Source organism: Niallia laureatilytica, assembly GCF_046613985.1.
Lineage (GTDB): Bacteria > Bacillota > Bacilli > Bacillales > Cytobacillaceae > Niallia.
In genome coordinates this window covers 292,113-307,710 of sequence record NZ_JBKKHP010000002.1, presented here as the reverse complement: position 1 = coordinate 307,710, position 15,598 = coordinate 292,113, and the positions used below count along the sequence as shown (strand labels likewise).

Here is a 15,598-nt window from a genome sequence, read left to right as displayed (position 1 = left end):
ATTTCTCCTCCCTGAGTTAAAGCAAATACATTTTCCGCGAGATTGATTGCTCAATCTCGCAGAATATCTTAAAATGAGCGTTTGCGATATTTTCTTACCAACACGGCAAGGGAAATAAGCAGTAATGATAGATATAATGCTATTTGTGCTGTATCTCCAGTTTTTGCATTGATAACTTTATTGGTAGTTTCTGCTGTTTTTGTTTCATCAGCTGTTGTGTCTCCATCTCGGTTAAATTCAAGATTTTCACCATTGTCTGTAGTACCATCTTCTGCATTAGTGTCTTCGTGATTAATCTGGTCAAAATCATTGTCAATTCCTTCGACCGGAAGATCTGACACATCAAATAAGAAGCGGATTTCATACCAGTGATCATAATTCAACTCAGGAATTACAACATGAATATTACCAACAGTCGGATTAGCTAAATCTGCAACAGGGAATTCTACTACTGTGGAATTGCCAGATTTGCTGATTACCGTTACAGCTTTAGATCCTACAAGGAATTCAGTGATAAATTCTGTGTTAACTGTCAGTCTAGCAACTACTTTGCCGTCCTTCACAATTAGTTTTCCTGGCTTAACGAAATAAGAATCTGCCATTGATTTTTCATTATTACTCGCATGTAATACAGAATAATCAACCGTATATTCTCCATCCTTTAAGACAGTATTTTCGCCTTTATCACCTTTGCCATCTTCTTTATCTTCATCTACATTGCCTGGATTTTCTTCAGGCTTTTCTTCATTTCCATTGCCATTTCCTTCTTCGTTCCCGCCTGTACCGTTTCCATTATCTCCGGATTTTGTTGGCAGTTTGCTAGTATCATAGTCAAAGCGAACGGTATACCAATGATCGTAGCCAATTGCCGGAACTTCAACATGAATTTCTGCACTAGTTAGTCCAGTCAAATCAGCAACAGCAAATTGCACAACTGTTTTCCCAGCACTTTGGCTAATAATTTCAGCTTCTTTACCGTTAATCTTAAACTCTGTAATATAGTCATTGAATTCTACTTGAACAGTTGCATTACCATTTTTTAATGTCACTTTACCAGGCTTTGTGAAATATTGATCTGCCATTGATTTTTCATTTTGCAATGCATGTAAAATGCTGTAATCTAATTGATACTCACCATCTACAAATTGACTGTTTGCTCCTTCACTTTCACCTGGTGTTGTGCCTGGGTTTTCTCCTTCACCTTCACCTGGTGTTGTGCCTGGATTTTCTCCTTCACCCTCACCTGGCGTTGTGCCTGGATTTTCTCCTTCGCCTTCACCTGGTGTTGTGCCTGGATTTTCTCCTTCGCCTTCACCTGGTGTTGTGCCTGGATTTTCTCCTTCGCCTTCACCTGGCGTTGTGCCTGGATTTTCTCCTTCGCCTTCACCTGGTATTGTGCCTGGATTTTCTCCTTCATCATCAACAGAAATGGAGCTTTCATCAAATACCATTCTGACTACATGACTCATTCCATAAGACATGGCTAATTGGATATTGGTTTCTCCGCTTAAATCCTGAACTTCAAAACGAAGCACTTTTGTATTGGCTGCAGCGTCTTCTGAAATGACGTCAGCATCCACATACTCTCCATTCACTTCTGCTTTAAAGCCTGTTACGAAATTGCTGGAAGACAGATTTAGTTGAATATATGTTTTTCCATTTTCAACAATTAGCTTCGCTGGTTTTGATAAGTAATTGCCCATGCTGGAAGCTTCATCTGCATTTTCCTTCCAAACTTTGTAATCGATTGTGTATATGCCATCTGCAAGCGGCTCTTCTTCTCCTTCACCTGGCGAAGGTTCTGGATTTTCTTCTGGCTCACTTACAACAACAGTGCCTTCATCAAACACCATTCTGACTACATGACTCATTCCATAAGACATGGCTAATTGGATGTTTGTTTCTCCACTTAAATCCTGAACTTCAAAACGAAGCACTTTTGTATTGGCTGCAGCGTCTTCTGAAATGACGTCAGCATCCATATATTCTCCATTCACTTCTGCTTTAAAGCCTGTTACGAAATTGCTGGAAGACAGATTTAGTTGAATATATGTTTTTCCATTTTCAACAATTAGCTTCGCTGGTTTTGATAAGTAATTGCCCATGCTGGAAGCTTCATCTGCATTTTCCTTCCAGACTTTGTAATCGATTGTGTATGTGCCATCTGCAAGTGGTTCTTTTTCTTCCAATACAGGCAAGTTTTCTGTGTTGAAATCAAACCTTACATTGTACCAATGATCATAATTAATTGCTGGAATCTCAACATGTATTTGCGCCTCTGTAATGCTGTTGAGAGATGCTAGCTGGAACTCAGCAACTGTTTTTGTGCCATCATTGCTGATAATCGTCGGATTTTCACCATTAACAGTGAATTCCGTAATCAGGCTGCTGTACTCCGTCTGCACAGTAATATTTCCATCTTTAACGATAACTTTACTTGGTTTTGTGAAGTAGTTATCTGCTATCGACTTCTCCTCTGCCGTTCCATGCAACACTGTATAGTCGACTTCATACTCACCGTCTTCGTACACGATATCTTCCTGTGGTGCAGCAGGGGTTTCTTCCTCTGACTCTCCTGCTTCTTCACTTGGATTTTCCGGTGTTGTTGCAGGTTCTTCTTGCTCTTCACCTGGATTTTCCGGTGTTGTTACAGGCTCTTCTTGCTCTTCACCTGGATTTTCCGGTGTTGTTACAGGCTCTTCTTGCTCTTCACCTGGATTTTCCGGTGTTGTTACAGGCTCTTCTTGCTCTTCACCTGGATTTTCCGGTGTTGTTGCAGGTTCTTCCGCTTCTTCACCTGGATTTTCTGGTGTTGTTGCAGGTTCTTCTGCTTCTTCACCTGGATTTTCTGGTGTTGTTGCAGGTTCTTCTGCTTCTTCACTTGGTTCTGTTTGAACAGGTAAAGAAGCTGTATCAAAGTCAAATCTGACTGTATACCAGTGATCATAGCTTATTGCTGGAACTTCGACATGAATCTCAGCTTCTGTCAGTCCTTCCAGATCAGCAACTGGAAACTCAGCCGTAGTTTTGTCTCCAGCTTCGCCTATCTTTGTAACAGGAGTGCCGTTAACTTTAAACTCTGTAATGTAATTACTGTACTCTACCTGAACTTTAGCCTGTCCGTCCTTAATGATTAATTTTCCAGGCTTTGTATAGTACTGGTCGGCCATTGATGCTTCATCATTTGTTGCATGCAATATAGTATAGCCAATACTATATTCCCCATCTGCCACAGCAGTACTGCTGTTCAATTCGGCAGCATAAGCTCTATTATCCAAAGGAATGACAGTGCTTACGATGGAAAAGACTATTACAAGAAACGCAAGTGCAATTTTTGCAGCCTTCATTCTGTTCTTTTGCTCCTTTTTAGTAGAATATGTAGCTCTTTTCATGTAGTTATTTAGTTCTGCTTCTTGATTCTGAACTAAATCGGCTGTTAGTTGGACAATCCAGTAGTATTAAAGTCAATCCTCACTGTATACCAGTGGTCATAACTAATCGCTGGAACTTGTACATGAATTTCTGCAGCTGTTAAACCCTCAATATCAGCAACAGGAAACTCAGCCTTAATTTTGCCGCCGCTTTCACTTATCTTTGTTGCCGGCGTACCATTTACTTTAAACTCTGTAATTAAATTGCTATATTCTACTTGGACTTTAGCCTGACCATTCTTTATGATTAGCTTTCCTGGTTTTGTATAATATTGGTCGGCCATTGATGCTACATTATTTGTTGCATGCAATACCGTGTAGCCGATACTATATTCCCCATCTGCTACAACTGAACGGCTGCTTGACTCGGCAGCATAAGCTTTGTTATCCAAAGGAATTACTGTACTAACAACGGAAAAGACTGTTACAAGAAACGCAAGTGCTATATTTGCAGTTTTCATTTTCATCTTTTTCTCCTTTTTAGTAGAATTTGTAACTCTTATTAGAAACTATTTAACTAGCCTTTTTCTGTTTACAACATAAAATACGATAATCCCAAGGGATACAACCATTAATACAGTGAAGACAGTGATTTCTGATTGATCAGAAGTTCTTGGGTTTTCCACTTTGGCTGCTGTTTCTTTTGTTGTGTCTTGTTCAGTTGAACTTGCTGCTGTCTCAGAGGTTGAATTTGATGTTTCTGAAGTGGATGAATTAGATTGTGAAGAAAGAGCATGTGCTGAACTTTCATCAAAATCAAATCTTATCGTGTACCAATGGTCGTAATTCTGGTCTTCCACAATGACATGAATCTCTGCATTTGTAGGATTCTGAAGTGAGTTGATGTTAAATTGAACAACACTGGATTCACCATTTTTACTTATTTCGGTAACGTTTTGTCCTCCTACTTTAAACTCTGTAATAGCTGAAGTAGAAATACCTACTTGGACTTTAAGAGCTCCATTTTCGACAATCAATTTCGCCGGTTTTTGGAAATAGCCATCAGCCATTGAGGCTGAGTCATTATCTGCTCTTAATACAGAGTAATTAATGGAGTACTCGCCGTCTGCTAGTGATGCAGCTAAAGATTTAGTGCTGAAACCAACAGATAAAAATGTGAATATTGCTAATATTGCAACTATTTTTATTGCAACTTTCTGTTTAAGCAAGTATATTTCTCCCCTCTATATAGTTATATTGGTAAAGCTAAAATACGAATTTTCAGTGCCCCCCTTCCTGTACCTATTTCAGGCACAACCTGCCCTAGGTTCATATTAAATGAAAGTGATTCTCATTGTCAATTGGTTTTTTCTCAATTAGAAAATATTATTCTCATTTAGTTGATAATAAGCTGTGAAAAAAGCAGTTGTGGTTTTTTCGCAACTGCTTTTCTTAATTAGTTAATTCTTCAGCAATTTAGCCACTTCCTCCACACCGACACGATAATCGACGAGCTTGCCCTCTTTTATCTTCAGCATGGTTGGCGTCCCTGCTATTTCTAGTTCGGAGGCTGACTTTGGCATTTGATTTTCATATGCAGTCTGATGGACAGCATACAATTTATGATCATCCCTCGATTGAATAGACCAAGCTATATCCTTGTCATTTATAAAATCATTGATATTTATGGCATCATCGAGAATTTCCTTCCCATCCTCCACCCTACCAATCACTTTGTCGTACTTGTTGTGATGTTCTTGCCAATCATACCAGCTGACTGCATTTTCCTTATCGCCCATATCAACGATATAAAGTGGAGTTTCTCCAGTTTTTGTGTATTCAAGGACGACATTTTCTATTTGTTTACAGTAAGAGCATGCCTCTTGCCAAAAGTAAACAATATATTCCTTGTCAGCTTGCGTGTATGTCTCTTGAGCCGCAATTTTTTTAATGTCCTTTATCGCTTTCGGTCCGTTCGTTTGTATCAGCATAACAAGCAGCCCTGCTAAGCATATAACCACTGCCGAAAAAATTAGCCCTTTAACCTTTTTATTCATCTTCCGCTCCCTTCGTTTTGATATTTCTATTGTAGCGAACAGAAAAAACCTTTAGACATCCTTTTGCCAGTCAATTCTGACATATTTGTGACAAACGGCTTGTTAACCCTTTTTTAAATTAAGACAGGCGAAATATTTATATGGTAAAATCGCATTAGATGCTAATAAGGAGATGAAATAATGAAAAATTCTATCATTGATCGCTTTATATCCTATGCTGTCATTGAAACACAATCAAACGAGGAAAGCACTTCATGCCCCTCTACACCTGGACAGCTGACACTAGCCAAAAAGCTTGTGAATGAATTACAAGAAATTGGCATGGAAGAAGTGACAATAGACGAAAATGGCTATGTTATGGCAACACTGCCTGCCAATACAGAGAAAAGTGTCCCAACTATCGGCTTTCTGGCCCATTTGGACACAGCAACTGACTTTACTGGGAAAAATGTCCGTCCGCAAATAGTAGAATATTATGACGGCGGGGATATTGTCCTTCATTCTGATTTACATATTGTATTATCTCCAGCTGATTTTCCAGAGCTTGCAAACTACAAAGGTCATACGTTAATTACAACAGATGGAACAACCCTCTTAGGTGCTGACAATAAAGCAGGCATTGCAGAAATCATGACTGCCCTTATTACATTAAAGAACTCTGATATTAGGCACGGGAAAATCAGGGTTGCCTTTACTCCTGACGAGGAGATAGGAAGAGGGCCTCATAAGTTTGATGTCAAAGCATTTGCAGCAGATTTTGCTTATACAGTGGACGGCGGTCCATTAGGCGAGCTGCAATATGAAAGCTTTCATGCAGCCGGGGCAAAAGTCACGGTAAATGGTACAAATGTCCATCCTGGCACAGCAAAAGGAAAAATGGTCAATTCTATGAAAATCGCGATGGAATTACAAAACAGCTTGCCTTCTGAAGAAGCCCCTGAAAAAACATCCGGCTACGAAGGCTTTTACCATCTTCTATCTTTTGAAGGTGATGTGGAACAAACGAAGCTTGCATATATAATCCGTGATTTTGACAGAAAACTGTTTGAAGAGAAAAAGACAAATTTATCTGAGATTGTAGCTCAATTAAATAAGAAGTATGGAGAAAAGACAGTAGTCCTAGACCTAAAGGATCAATATTATAATATGCGCGAAAAAATTGAACCTGTTAAAGAAATCGTGGAAGTTGCACATGAAGCAATGGTAAACCTTGGAATATCACCGATTATTGAGCCAATTCGCGGAGGAACAGACGGGTCCCAGCTTTCCTATATGGGGCTGCCGACACCTAATATTTTCACAGGTGGAGAAAACTTTCATGGCAAATATGAGTATATTTCAGTAGATAACATGCAAAAAGCAACTAATACTATTGTTGAGATTGCAAGACTGTTTGAAGAACGAGCTTAAATACTTAAAAGGAGGGCCTCTGCCCTCCTCTTTTTTCGTGAGTCTTACTTCGCAACACGAAGGATATTTTGTACTTTTCATAGATTAGTATATAATAGTACAAGTGCAAAAAATTTGTTCGAATAAGATATGCAAATAGATAGAAGCAAAAAAAGGAGTTAAGCAATGAATTCGATTTACAAAACACATGAAGAATTAGCAGAAAACACTGAGCTGCAGCATTATATCCTCCAAACCTTTGGATTGCAGTCCAAAAAGAAACGTGTAAAGAAAAAGCTTTTAAAGCAGCTTGTTTCTCAGGAAAACTTAATTAATCAAGTGGTTCAAGAATTCCATCATGAAGGCCAAGGACAAGCGCCTGCAGCAGAATTGAAAGCATCCACACAAGAAGTTAAAGAAGTTAAGGCACAACCAGCTGAAGCAGCAAACGCGCCTGCCTTTAGTGCTCTACCAGTCACTGCATTATTAAAAATCGGGAAAGCGTTCTTTAAAGAAGAAGAATGTGTACGTTATTACTATAATAAGAACAAGCCTGAACAATACAAAAACAAGGAATTACTTGTACAATGCATATCCGAAGGCTATCAGAACTCTCCAGAGGACGTAAAAACAGCAATCGAACAATCTATGTAATATCCATTCAAAAGACCTAATATCTCTTGCTTTTAAGCTAGGAGGATATTAGGTCTTTTTGCTGTCTTTCTTCCTCAATGAGCTGTGTTTCCGTATACTTCAATTTTCTTGTAGGCTCTGTTATAATTTTCTAAGAAGACATATAAAGCTTTTTTGTCCAAGTCATGGGCGACGTAATGGAAAGCTTGCTGCAAATTATTACATAAGTGGAGGCAATTATTATGGTTAAAATAGCACCATCCATCCTGTCTGCCGATTTTGCAAGACTAGGAGAAGAAATAAAAGATGTGGAGCGCGGCGGAGCAGATTATATCCATGTTGACGTTATGGACGGCCATTTCGTTCCAAATATCACGATCGGCCCTCTAATTGTTAGTGCAATCAGACCGGTTACAACACTTCCATTGGATGTCCACCTAATGATTGAAAATCCAGACCAATATATCCCAGCATTTGCTAAAGCTGGTGCAGATATTATCACAGTACATGCAGAAGCATGTCCTCATCTTCATCGCACACTCCAGCTCATTAAAGAGCATGGCGCAAAACCAGGTGTTGTTCTAAATCCAAGCACACCAGTTGAGATGATTAAGCATGTAATTCAAGATGTTGAAATGGTATTGCTCATGACGGTAAACCCGGGCTTTGGCGGACAAGCTTTCATTTCGAGCGTATTGCCAAAAATAACAGAAGTTCGTAAACTTGCTGATCAGTTCAATCCAGGACTTGAAATTGAAGTAGATGGCGGTGTAAATGAACAAACAGCTGTCCTTTGCAAAGAAGCAGGTGCAAATGTTCTTGTTGCCGGTTCCTTTATTTATGACAGTGAAGACAGAGCTGCAGCCATTAAAGCTGTGCGCGGCGAATAATACACACAAAAAAAAGCGAATCATTGATTCGCTTTTTTTGTGTTAAGCATTATCTAGCTTACGCTGTCATTCTCACTTTGGCGGTCAGTTTTGTTAATACTGTTGCAAGAAGCAGTGTCCGCTCAATGAAAGTATCCAACTCCAAATATTCTTCCTCACTGTGGGCATTTCCTCCAACTGGTCCAAGTCCATCTATTGTCGGAATTCCCATCGAGCTTGTAAATGCTCCGTCAGAGCCTCCGCCGGTAAAGGTGTCCTTGACTTCAATTCCAAGTTCCTTGCCAGCTTCTTTAATTATTTTTAATAGTTGAACTGATTGACTGTTTTTCTCCATTGGCGGTCTGCTTATGCTCCCCTTCACCTCAATCTCAGTGCCTTCCACGTCAGAAACAGCACAGATTTCGCGGATTTGCTTATCAATAAGAGGAGCTTGTTCCATATTAACAAGACGAACATCCACTCCAGCTTTCGCAGATGAAGCAACCGTATTGATGGATGTTCCTCCTTCAATCATTCCTACATTAACAGTTATTCCTTCTTGGTATTTAGTCAGTTTTTGAAGCTTAATGGTTTTGTATGCCAGCTCCTCAATTGCACTTCTCCCTTTTTCATGCTCAACACCTGCATGTGCACTGGTTCCCTTGACCATAATCGTATAGCGTCCCCCGCCTTTTCGAGCAGATACAATCGAACCATCCTTTCTGCCTGGCTCCACAATTAGGGCATAATCCTTCCCTCTTGCCGTTTGTTCGATAAGCTTTCTTGAATTAGCTGAACCGATTTCTTCGTCACTATTTAAGACTATTTCCACATTTTTTAGTGCAGAAGAATGAATGCTTCTTAGTGCTTTAACTGCATACAGAACAGATACAAGGCTGCCCTTCATATCAACAACTCCAGGGCCGTATGCTCTGTTTCCTTCTATTCGGAACGGGCGTTTTTTTGCAGTGCCTTCCGGAAAGACAGTATCCATATGGGCAACAATAATAACTTTCGGATCTCTAGCATCCTTATGACGCAAAACAAGATTATTTCCTGTTTTCTTCTCTTTTTTTATGGTTGAAACAAAGCCAGCCTCTGCAAACTTACTCTCTAAGATGTCTGCAATTTGGTCGACTCCTTTTTTTACATAGCTTCCGCTGTCAATATTTACGAGATTCTTGAGCAGCTCAATCATCTCTTTTTCCCTTTCTTTTAAATATTCCTCCATAATAGTGTTCCCCCTGATAATCCATGCTTTTAGCCATTATATTTTCTTTCGATGCTCTTTTAAAAATTACTTCTCTTTATTTGTTAATCTCCCCTTATCTTCGTCACGATAAGTGTGCCGTTTTTAAAGACAAGTATTGTTATAATTTTACGATACCCAGCAATGATAATAAGTCAGCATACTAACCTCTATTGCTGGTAAAATGCTTTTATATAAACTTTGACACTCCCTCTTCATTATTATTATATGCAAGTATCTTCCTGTTTGGGGACTAGGCAAATCTTTTAAATATCTTTTGATTTACGTGTATGGCCCATCAATAATTTACATACTATTCAGAAAAATTAACCGATATACAATAGTATAGGGCCAAAAAATTTATTGTCAATAAGGGTCAAACGTACTTCCCCCCTTTTTCATAATGAAAAAAACCGCTTTATAAGCGGCCTCCTCTTTAAAACGTCAATGCCAGCAGTCTTGCTGAAGCATAATTATATTTTTCTAGAGAAACGTTAAATACAACTCCTGTATTTAAAAAAACGGTATTTTCCACAACTAAGGCAGGGTCTCCTTCTGGCAAACTTAAATGAAGACCATCCTCTTTCGAAAGCTTCTCGCAATAAATGAGTTTATCGGCAAACCCTACCTTTAGTCTTAAGTCTTCTGTTATATATCGATATATAGATGATTCAGCAATTTCTGTATTCAAATATGGTACCAATGTCTTATTGTAGTAAGCTTCTTCTAAAACAAGAGGCTCGCCATTTACGAAGCGAAGTCTTTTAATATAGTACAGAGAATCACCAGGCTTACACTTCATTTTAGCAGCCAGTTTGCTGTCAGCCAGCACGAGTGACAATTCAATGATAGAGCTGTTCATATCAGCCCCGGCCAACTCACTAGTGAGCCCCCGCATTTTTCGAATCGTTATACAGCCAGGCCTGGAAAACTCTCTCAAAAAAAGACCGCTACCTTGCACTTGATAGACATAGCCTTCATCTGCCAATATTTTTAATGCTCTTCGAATGGTATTACGGCTGACTTGAAACCTATGCATCAACTCTTCTTCTGTCGGGAGCTTTTCGTTCGCTTGGAAATTCCCTTTTAGAATATCATTCTCGAGGGCACTGGCAACCATTTGGTATTTGACTGTCATATGCTTTTCTCCTCTCGATAAAAATGGGGCAGACTTCTACCTAGAAGAATACCCCTTTTAAATACTTACAGACTACAATTAAAGCTCTTCTCCTCTTGTTTCAATAATATGCTTGTACCAATGGAAGGAAAGCTTTTTCTTTCTTGCCAGATTGTTTTTATGGTCCACATAGATGAATCCATACTGTTTCTTATAACCGTTCAGCCAGCTTAAAAGATCAATTACAGACCATGCGTAGTATCCTTTTAAATGGATACCTTCTCCAATTGCTGTTTTTACTGCTTTTAAATGCTCTTCAATATATTTAATTCTTGGGACATCGACAATTTCATTCTCAATGACTGGATCTTCGTCACCAAGACCATTCTCCGTAATATACAGTTTTACATCTCCATATCTTTCTTTTAGCATTCGCAAGCCATCAAGAAATCCTTCTGCAGAGATTTCCCAGCCCCATTTTGTATACACTTTGTCCTCCATCATGACCGTTTTGTAGACCCCGTCAAAGGATGGGTTTCCAGGCCTGCCTGTCGCATTGTCTCGGCTGATTTCAACTGCTTCAGCTGACCCTTGAATTTTTTCAACACGTGCCGGTTGATAATAGTTAAGCCCGATAAAATCATTGAAGCCAGCTGTTTCTTTCAAAAGCTGAAGCTCCTCGTTTGTCCAATCTGGCGTCAGTCCTTTTTCCGTTAGTGCATCCAATACATATTGCGGATATTCGCCTTTAAGGATAGGGTCATAGTACCAATATGTTTGGTAGTAATTCGCATGATTAGCAGCAAACAGATTATCTTCCTTGCTGTCCACGCCGAATGCAGGACTGAATACATGCGTAATACCAATTTCCCCGTATTGCTTTAGTTCTTTATATTTCTTCACTGCCATCGCATGGGCAAGAAACACATTATGTGTCGCTTGGAAATATTCTTTATGCGCATTCACTAATCCTGGCGGATGAGCACCGTTTAAATACCCTAGCGTACAGAAAACAATTGTTTCATTAAATGTAATCCAATGCTTAACCCTGTCTCCAAATGCTTTAAAGCAAACTTCCGCATATTTAGCAAACGCATTTGTTGTGCGTTTATTTGTCCAGCTGCCATCCTCTTCTAATGGAAGTGGGAGATCCCAATGGTAAAGAGTCACAAATGGGACAATTCCGTACTTTAGGCATTCATCTATTAAATTATTATAAAACTCAATTCCTTTTTCATTAATTTCTCCATCACCATCTGGAATAATCCGTGCCCAAGATATGGAGAAGCGATAGGATTCCAATCCCATTTCAGCCATTAATCGTACATCTTCCTTGTAGCGATGATAATGGTCAACTGCAACATCGCCATTCGTTCCTTCGAATGTTTTTCCAGGTATTTTAGAGAAGATATCCCAGTTAGTCACACCTTTACCGTCTTCATTCCACGCACCTTCCACTTGGTAAGAAGCCGATGCTGCACCGAATAAAAAATCTTTAGGGAATTTCATAATATGGAACCTCCATTATCTAATGTTAACCATCTATTTATTAGAACGTCTTATATTTGTTGGTACAATTACATTGTAAATGCTTTCATTAATAATGTAAACGCTTTATTTTGATTTTCTTCTTTTGTTTTTTTTATGGTTGATTTTGGTAATTACAAAGCTTATAATATATCCAATCATATAAAATGTAGCGTTGATGAGGGAAAGTACAATAGATTATCTTTTACAGAGAGCTTCCACCCTGCTGCAAGGAAGCATTGATATCTATTAGAAAAATGGCCTCTGAGCTCCGCACTGAACATATTAATTAGTAGGCTGCGGCAAGATTTGACACTTGTTATCCATGTCACAGTATGAAGGCTTTTATTAAGCTGGATGTACTTGCAGAGGCTGACTTGTGTGAGCAAGCAGTGAACAAAGGTGGTAACACGCGGCATAGAGCCCCGTCCTTTTCTTATGGAAAAGGGCGGGGCTTTTTATTTTGCAGCTTTGTTCATTTTTCCAAAACTTTTTAGGAGGAATGCAGGATGACTATTTTTATTGGAGGAGCTTGGCCATATGCAAATGGCTCATTGCATATCGGCCATATCGCAAGTTTATTGCCCGGTGATATTCTGGCAAGATATTACCGGCAAAAGGGAGAAAAAGTACTTTATGTCTCAGGCAGTGACTGCAATGGTACTCCCATTTCAGTTCGGGCAAACCAAGAAGGCGTTGAGCCAAAAACAATCGCAGACAGGTATCATCAGGAATTTGCACATGATTTTGAAGCACTAGGATTTTCCTATGATGTTTATACAAGAACAGATGCAGACCATCATCATAAAACCGTTCAGGAGCTATTTTTAGCTTTACAAAAAAATGGTCATCTATATAAAAAAGAGGTCGAGCAGGCATACTGTATAAACTGTGCTCAATTTCTGCCAGACCGCTTTGTTGAAGGCATCTGCCCAGCCTGCGGTAATAAGGCACGGGGAGACCAATGTGATCATTGCTCTGCCATTTTAGAAGCATTGGAGCTTCATGATAAAAAATGCAAGCTTTGCCAGCATGAACCTACTGTTAGAACAACGGAGCACTTTTACTTCTCCTTAAGCTCCTTTCAGCAGCAGCTTGAGCAACTGCTGAAAAGCTCTTCAAAGAATGAGACATGGAGAAACAATGCCAGATTTTTGACAGAAAGATATTTAACAGAAGGACTGCGCGACAGAGCTGTAACAAGAGACTTGCCTGTTGGTGTGAGTGTTCCAATCGCTAACTATGAAGATAAAAAAATATATGTTTGGGTGGAGGCTGTTGCTGGATATTATTCAGCAAGCAAACACTGGGCTCACAAAACCGGAGGAAAGCATGATGATTACTGGAATGAGAATACTGTGTCTTATTATGTGCATGGGAAAGACAATATTCCCTTTCATACTATTATTTGGCCGGCTCTCCTTCTTGGCTTAAACATCAAAGCACTGCCGGACTATATTCTTTCCAATGAATATATGACATTGGAGAGAAAGAAAATTTCTACAAGCCAAAACTATGCTGTTTGGATTCCTGACTTAATCAAGAAATATCACCCAGATTCTATTCGTTATTTTCTTACAATCAATGCTCCTGAAAAGCGGGACGCTGATTTCTCTTGGCGCGAATTCATCTACAGCCATAACAGTGAGCTTCTCGGCAGCTTTGGTAATTTTGTGAATCGGACTGTGAAATTCATCAGTAAATACTATTCAAATAATGTGGAAAAACGGGAGACAAGCGAAGAAGTCCGCAAGCAAATTAATACTAGCTACATACTAGTGGCTAAAAAAATAGAAGCAGGAGAAATAAAGCAGGCACTTCAATCATTGTTTGAGCTTATTCGATATTTGAATAAATATTTTGATAATAGGAAACCTTGGATTGATATCAAGGAAGACGAGGAATCATGCCGTCAGACGATTTATGATTGCTGCATCCTGTTAATAAATATCGGGCAGATGCTCCATCCCTTTTTACCATTTAGTTCAAACAAACTTAAATCTCTATTTCAGCTTGAAAAATGGTCTTGGGAATACACGGAAAAGATACCTGCTTTTATAAAGGATATAGAGCCGTTATTTGAACGAATTGATGTTGTTTCTATAGAGGAAGAAACAGACAAAATAAAAAACCAGACAGCAACCAGCTAGAGCTGCTAAAAACAAAAAGCAAAATAAACCTGATAGAAGTCTATCAGGTTTATTATTATTCAGCTGCCCTTAACACCATACAAGATAAAGCCAACTCCTGTTAGCACACATAGCATCTTCCCGAACGAAATTTTGTCAGCAATACTGAAAAGGCCGATTGATGTCGTGGCAATCAGGATGAGCGGACCGACAATTGCAAGAGAACTATTGATAATTAAGGCTTTTTCTATTTGATTGGACTTTAGCATCAATACTGCTGCTGTTATTTCAATACATCCTGACAGCAGTCTGAGCAACGCCATTCCTAACACGGCCTTACCGATTAAAGAAAACATAAGCTCCTCCTATTAGCATGCAAACTTACTTTATTTATATGCATTTACTAGACTAATAGGACAGTTTTCTTTACTTAAGTTATATTAGTGTCAGCTTATAGAATGAAACCCTTGCTCTTTTATCTTCTCTAGTACTGTTTCCTTTGTTATTTGGTTTTCATCATAAACAATTTTGACTTCTCCGTCCGAAACATCAACAAGGGCTCTCTCTATCCCTTCTGTCGTAACTAAAGCTGCTTCTAATGAGTTAATTGGCTGTGCTTCTGTTGCTTCCTTTAAGTAAACAGTCATTTCCTTCATAAATTCTTGTACTCCCTTCCACACATTAATTGTCTAATAAGTAGAATACCCGATATTTAGGAAAACATGCTTCCATTTACATACGCTTATTCTCTCTAATGGATTTCATGCAGTTTGGACAAAAGCCTAATTCCTCTGCAAAAGCATACCACTTTTGACAATTTAAACATTTCTTATGTAGTTCTTCATTAATAAGCAGATCATAACCGTAATAAGTGACAACACGTTCAATTTTCAATCTGTTCTCCCTCCTTAAACAGCCCTTGTTAAGTTATGCGTTTCGTTTAAAAAGGTGCTAGTTGGGGGAAAATTAGAATTGGCAGAAAGAAAAAAAGCTGCCCATTTATTAAAACAGGCAGCTTTCACATCAATGCTGTTTGTTAGGAAGGCTGCTTTCTGGATGGCCTTTTCCTTTATGTTTGTTTTTCTCTTGTTTTTTACTGTTTTCCTTTAATGTTTGTACAAACTCACTTGTATCCTTCATGTTTTTTAACCTCCTTAAATTTACAAACATTTGTTAATTTAACCGAATGTACATATTTCCATTCCTTTTCACTACATTTCTAATTATTCCAAATTATACCTAAAAATTATATATAGA

Annotated in this window: 15 protein-coding genes; 4 read left to right on the top strand and 11 right to left on the bottom strand. The window is 38.8% G+C overall.

What is annotated here, in order from left to right; translation table 11 throughout:
• Positions 1 to 68: 68 nt before the first annotated feature.
• The 4 genes from ACLIJJ_RS06740 to ACLIJJ_RS06725 form a co-directional block, all read right to left on the bottom strand.
• Complete coding sequence (locus ACLIJJ_RS06740) at positions 69 to 3,392, bottom strand: NEAT domain-containing protein (RefSeq protein WP_411410688.1); 3,324 nt, start codon at positions 3,390 to 3,392, stop codon at positions 69 to 71.
• Positions 3,393 to 3,436: 44 nt separating this feature from the next.
• Positions 3,437 to 3,898 (bottom strand): NEAT domain-containing protein, encoded by a 462-nt coding sequence (locus ACLIJJ_RS06735; protein ID WP_233316801.1) that lies wholly within the window; start codon positions 3,896 to 3,898, stop codon positions 3,437 to 3,439.
• Positions 3,899 to 3,940: 42 nt separating this feature from the next.
• The gene (gene isdC / locus ACLIJJ_RS06730) at positions 3,941 to 4,600 is read right to left on the bottom strand and encodes a heme uptake protein IsdC (RefSeq protein ID WP_411410687.1); all 660 of its coding nucleotides are present in this window, start codon (positions 4,598 to 4,600) and stop codon (positions 3,941 to 3,943) included.
• A 231-nt stretch (positions 4,601 to 4,831) separates the two neighbouring features.
• Entirely contained in the window at positions 4,832 to 5,428 is a 597-nt protein-coding gene (locus ACLIJJ_RS06725) for a thioredoxin fold domain-containing protein (RefSeq protein ID WP_233316799.1), read from the bottom strand.
• Between the two features lie 180 nt (positions 5,429 to 5,608).
• Here ACLIJJ_RS06725 and pepT point away from each other — a divergent pair, with 180 nt between their 5' ends.
• From pepT to rpe, 3 genes are all read left to right on the top strand, one after another.
• Entirely contained in the window at positions 5,609 to 6,838 is a 1,230-nt protein-coding gene (gene pepT / locus ACLIJJ_RS06720; protein WP_411410686.1) for a peptidase T, read from the top strand.
• A 165-nt stretch (positions 6,839 to 7,003) separates the two neighbouring features.
• On the top strand, positions 7,004 to 7,471 hold the full coding sequence (locus tag ACLIJJ_RS06715) for a hypothetical protein (protein WP_233316797.1): 468 nt from the start codon (positions 7,004 to 7,006) through the stop codon (positions 7,469 to 7,471).
• 221 nt (positions 7,472 to 7,692) lie between these two features.
• On the top strand, positions 7,693 to 8,340 hold the full coding sequence (gene rpe / locus ACLIJJ_RS06710; protein ID WP_237941004.1) for a ribulose-phosphate 3-epimerase: 648 nt from the start codon (positions 7,693 to 7,695) through the stop codon (positions 8,338 to 8,340).
• 58 nt (positions 8,341 to 8,398) lie between these two features.
• Here rpe and ACLIJJ_RS06705 read toward each other — a convergent pair whose 3' ends face one another.
• From ACLIJJ_RS06705 to ACLIJJ_RS06695, 3 genes are all read right to left on the bottom strand, one after another.
• On the bottom strand, positions 8,399 to 9,550 hold the full coding sequence (locus ACLIJJ_RS06705) for a M20 family metallopeptidase (protein ID WP_237941002.1): 1,152 nt from the start codon (positions 9,548 to 9,550) through the stop codon (positions 8,399 to 8,401).
• Between the two features lie 454 nt (positions 9,551 to 10,004).
• The gene (locus ACLIJJ_RS06700) at positions 10,005 to 10,706 is read right to left on the bottom strand and encodes a GntR family transcriptional regulator (RefSeq protein ID WP_233316794.1); all 702 of its coding nucleotides are present in this window, start codon (positions 10,704 to 10,706) and stop codon (positions 10,005 to 10,007) included.
• 78 nt (positions 10,707 to 10,784) lie between these two features.
• Positions 10,785 to 12,194 carry a glycoside hydrolase family 1 protein gene (locus ACLIJJ_RS06695; protein WP_411229541.1) on the bottom strand — a complete coding sequence of 470 codons (1,410 nt, stop codon included), beginning with the start codon at positions 12,192 to 12,194 and terminating at the stop codon, positions 10,785 to 10,787.
• Between the two features lie 527 nt (positions 12,195 to 12,721).
• Between ACLIJJ_RS06695 and metG the strand changes: the two genes are divergently transcribed.
• Positions 12,722 to 14,362 carry a methionine--tRNA ligase gene (gene metG, locus ACLIJJ_RS06690; protein ID WP_411410685.1) on the top strand — a complete coding sequence of 547 codons (1,641 nt, stop codon included), beginning with the start codon at positions 12,722 to 12,724 and terminating at the stop codon, positions 14,360 to 14,362.
• A 59-nt stretch (positions 14,363 to 14,421) separates the two neighbouring features.
• On the opposite strand, the gene ACLIJJ_RS06685 is transcribed toward metG, so the two are convergent.
• The 4 genes from ACLIJJ_RS06685 to ACLIJJ_RS06670 all read right to left on the bottom strand — a co-directional run bounded on the left by ACLIJJ_RS06685 (position 14,422) and on the right by ACLIJJ_RS06670 (position 15,481).
• Positions 14,422 to 14,697, bottom strand: a complete 276-nt coding sequence (locus ACLIJJ_RS06685; RefSeq protein WP_233316791.1) for a YqhV family protein — start codon at positions 14,695 to 14,697, stop codon at positions 14,422 to 14,424.
• 90 nt (positions 14,698 to 14,787) lie between these two features.
• Positions 14,788 to 14,997 (bottom strand): hypothetical protein, encoded by a 210-nt coding sequence (locus ACLIJJ_RS06680; RefSeq protein ID WP_233316790.1) that lies wholly within the window; start codon positions 14,995 to 14,997, stop codon positions 14,788 to 14,790.
• 76 nt (positions 14,998 to 15,073) lie between these two features.
• A complete protein-coding gene (locus tag ACLIJJ_RS06675) occupies positions 15,074 to 15,235 on the bottom strand; it encodes a hypothetical protein (protein ID WP_233316789.1) in 162 nt (53 codons plus the stop codon).
• A gap of 129 nt (positions 15,236 to 15,364) precedes the next feature.
• Entirely contained in the window at positions 15,365 to 15,481 is a 117-nt protein-coding gene (locus tag ACLIJJ_RS06670) for a DUF4023 family protein (protein ID WP_233316788.1), read from the bottom strand.
• Positions 15,482 to 15,598: the final 117 nt, after the last annotated feature.

Coding starts and splice junctions, on each gene's coding strand:
- ACLIJJ_RS06740 (WP_411410688.1), bottom strand. CDS start 3,392: ATGAAAAGAGCTACATATTCTACTAAAAAGGAGCAAAAGAACAGAATG.
- ACLIJJ_RS06735 (WP_233316801.1), bottom strand. CDS start 3,898: ATGAAAATGAAAACTGCAAATATAGCACTTGCGTTTCTTGTAACAGTC.
- ACLIJJ_RS06725 (WP_233316799.1), bottom strand. CDS start 5,428: ATGAATAAAAAGGTTAAAGGGCTAATTTTTTCGGCAGTGGTTATATGC.
- pepT (WP_411410686.1), top strand. CDS start 5,609: ATGAAAAATTCTATCATTGATCGCTTTATATCCTATGCTGTCATTGAA.
- ACLIJJ_RS06715 (WP_233316797.1), top strand. CDS start 7,004: ATGAATTCGATTTACAAAACACATGAAGAATTAGCAGAAAACACTGAG.
- rpe (WP_237941004.1), top strand. CDS start 7,693: ATGGTTAAAATAGCACCATCCATCCTGTCTGCCGATTTTGCAAGACTA.
- ACLIJJ_RS06705 (WP_237941002.1), bottom strand. CDS start 9,550: ATGGAGGAATATTTAAAAGAAAGGGAAAAAGAGATGATTGAGCTGCTC.
- ACLIJJ_RS06700 (WP_233316794.1), bottom strand. CDS start 10,706: ATGACAGTCAAATACCAAATGGTTGCCAGTGCCCTCGAGAATGATATT.
- ACLIJJ_RS06695 (WP_411229541.1), bottom strand. CDS start 12,194: ATGAAATTCCCTAAAGATTTTTTATTCGGTGCAGCATCGGCTTCTTAC.
- metG (WP_411410685.1), top strand. CDS start 12,722: ATGACTATTTTTATTGGAGGAGCTTGGCCATATGCAAATGGCTCATTG.
- ACLIJJ_RS06685 (WP_233316791.1), bottom strand. CDS start 14,697: ATGTTTTCTTTAATCGGTAAGGCCGTGTTAGGAATGGCGTTGCTCAGA.
- ACLIJJ_RS06680 (WP_233316790.1), bottom strand. CDS start 14,997: ATGAAGGAAATGACTGTTTACTTAAAGGAAGCAACAGAAGCACAGCCA.
- ACLIJJ_RS06670 (WP_233316788.1), bottom strand. CDS start 15,481: ATGAAGGATACAAGTGAGTTTGTACAAACATTAAAGGAAAACAGTAAA.